The organism is Arsenophonus sp. ENCA (assembly GCF_002287155.1).
Classification (GTDB): Bacteria; Pseudomonadota; Gammaproteobacteria; order Enterobacterales; family Enterobacteriaceae; genus Arsenophonus; species Arsenophonus nilaparvatae.
Genome location: NZ_NHNG01000622.1, coordinates 1 through 1846, shown reverse-complemented (window position 1 = coordinate 1846; position 1846 = coordinate 1). Strand labels below are relative to the sequence as shown.

The 1846-nt window shown below is 49.0% G+C and carries 4 protein-coding genes; all 4 read right to left on the bottom strand.

The genetic code is table 11. The features are described from left to right. A partial coding sequence (locus tag CBG25_RS16035) for a Mor transcription activator family protein (protein ID WP_290607886.1) occupies nt 1-255 on the bottom strand: 255 nt, incomplete at its 3' end. Beyond that, nucleotides 245-649 carry a regulatory protein GemA gene (locus CBG25_RS16030; RefSeq protein WP_290607885.1) on the bottom strand — a complete coding sequence of 135 codons (405 nt, stop codon included), beginning with the start codon at nt 647-649 and terminating at the stop codon, nt 245-247. The genes CBG25_RS16030 and CBG25_RS16035, both read right to left, overlap by 11 nt. Before the next feature lie 132 nt (nt 650-781). Beyond that, nucleotides 782-961, bottom strand: coding sequence for a hypothetical protein (locus CBG25_RS16025; protein ID WP_290607883.1), 180 nt, complete (start codon nt 959-961; stop codon nt 782-784). A 16-nt stretch (nt 962-977) separates the two neighbouring features. Next, on the bottom strand, nt 978-1610 hold the full coding sequence (locus tag CBG25_RS16020; protein ID WP_290607882.1) for a LysE family transporter: 633 nt from the start codon (nt 1608-1610) through the stop codon (nt 978-980). Nucleotides 1611-1846: the final 236 nt, after the last annotated feature.

The window sequence follows — 1846 nt, the reverse complement described above, 5'->3', positions numbered from 1 at the left end:
ATGGTTACTGCCATCAAAGTCTGCAAAAATTTGCTGGTAACGTAACAGATTTCGGCAATGCATCTGTTTAGGGATGTAGACCCAATTATTTGCCCAGACCGACGCCAGGCGGGTTTGTACCCCTTCTACCACCCGTTGTACCTCTTCCTGGGAAAGGGTGCTTTCGGCGCTTAACACCACGCATACTGATTTTGCAAGGTAATCGAGTAATTCATTGTATTTGGCGGCCCCCATAAGTTGTTCCTCATTTTGCACGTTGTTGCCATTTTTTTAAGCATTCAATAACCTGACTCGCCTGCTGGCTATTGAGCCATTGTGGACTATCTATACCCGTTTCCCGTTTAATAAAACGTCCCATGGCCTGCTCTGATGCGTCACGTACAATCCCTTTACTCGCCATCTGATGCCACAAGGTGCGGATTTTCTCCAGTTGTGGGTAGTATGCAGTACTGACTGTTGCCTGCTGGTTTTTAATACGAAACCCTTTTCGTTTTAATGCATTCAGTACCCGGTTAAGGTCTATCGTGCTGAGCGATTTTGCCGAAGACTGCCCGGTCAGATTTTTTAGCAACTGACGATAGGTCTCTTCATCCAGTTTTAACTGATTGGCGGCAATATGAATTAATTGCAGGTATTTTTGTCGGGTCATTAGGCGCTTCCCCTGGTTGATATGGATTCAGGCTTCCGATCCATGAACAAAAAAATAATCCTTCGGGTTTTGAAGGATTATAAAATGAATACAAAAACTATACAATTGAATGAATTTTATGACGATTTTCTGCTATGACTTCTTCACGCAAATCGCCTGGGTATCAATATCCCTGAAGGTTTCAAATTTTTCTGCGAACTGCTTAGCGGCCTGTTGACAGGCGGTTGCCGTGTCAAACTCCTGTGTATGTAGTGATGAAAAAGCCGCATCGGTATAAGGACTGGCATACATCGCTAAAATTAATATCCACATAGTGATTTCTCCTCTTTTACTGAATTAAGGTCGGGTGTTCAATAAAACAAAGACTGACCGCAATGAACACCAGGAAACCGGCAAACAGGCGGTTTTGTTGTTGACGTATTTCTGGTGATTGAAAATAGGGCCGCAAGCGGGTGGCAATGAGCGCGTAGAGCGTCATCATCAGCGCATCGACCATCACCATCGTCAGGGTCATGATGGTGATTTGTGGCCCTAACGGGTGGGCCGGATTAAGAAAGACCGGCAGGGTAGCAAGCAGGAAAGCGAGTGCTTTGGCGTTGGTGATGTCGGTCAGAAAACCCCAGCAGAACCGTTGCGCGCCGCGGGTCAATGTGACGACATCGTAGGCATCCATCATGACCGGCGCGCGCCAGGTTCGGTATGCAGCAAACATCAACCAGAGTACGCTAATGCATTTCAGCCACAGCCACGCCGTTGCTGAGGCACGTACGGCCTCAGCGCTCAGTGCCACAATGGGCACCATAAAGGCTAATGCGGTCGCCTGACCGGCAATTAGCGGTAGCGTCTTGCGCCATCCCCGCTGGAAGGCATGGTTAAGAGTAAGGATCGCGCCTGCGCCTGGTAATACCGCACTTAGCAAGGCACCGCCTAGAAAAACTAACCAAAGGTTAAGGTTCATCATTTATTTCCCTCGTGCGTTTGATGAAAAGTGGCAGCAGGATGACGTCGCGGGCGTGAATGTGCCGTGATGCCGGTTAAAGGCACGAGGTCTGCGTTAGGTACCCAGGCAGCATATTGCTGTCCGCAATGGGGGCAGGCCAGGATGAGGTCAATCCCCCACTCGCCGCTTTCCGGTTGTTGAGTAATCTCTGCCTGGGCAGGATTCAGCTGGCGGGTTGCCTGATGGCAGCTAATGCA

Bases quoted from the DNA above. Each gene is read 5' to 3' on its own strand.
- CBG25_RS16025 (WP_290607883.1), bottom strand. From the start codon at position 961: ATGTGGATATTAATTTTAGCGATGTATGCCAGTCCTTATACCGATGCG.
- CBG25_RS16030 (WP_290607885.1), bottom strand. From the start codon at position 649: ATGACCCGACAAAAATACCTGCAATTAATTCATATTGCCGCCAATCAG.
- CBG25_RS16020 (WP_290607882.1), bottom strand. From the start codon at position 1,610: ATGATGAACCTTAACCTTTGGTTAGTTTTTCTAGGCGGTGCCTTGCTA.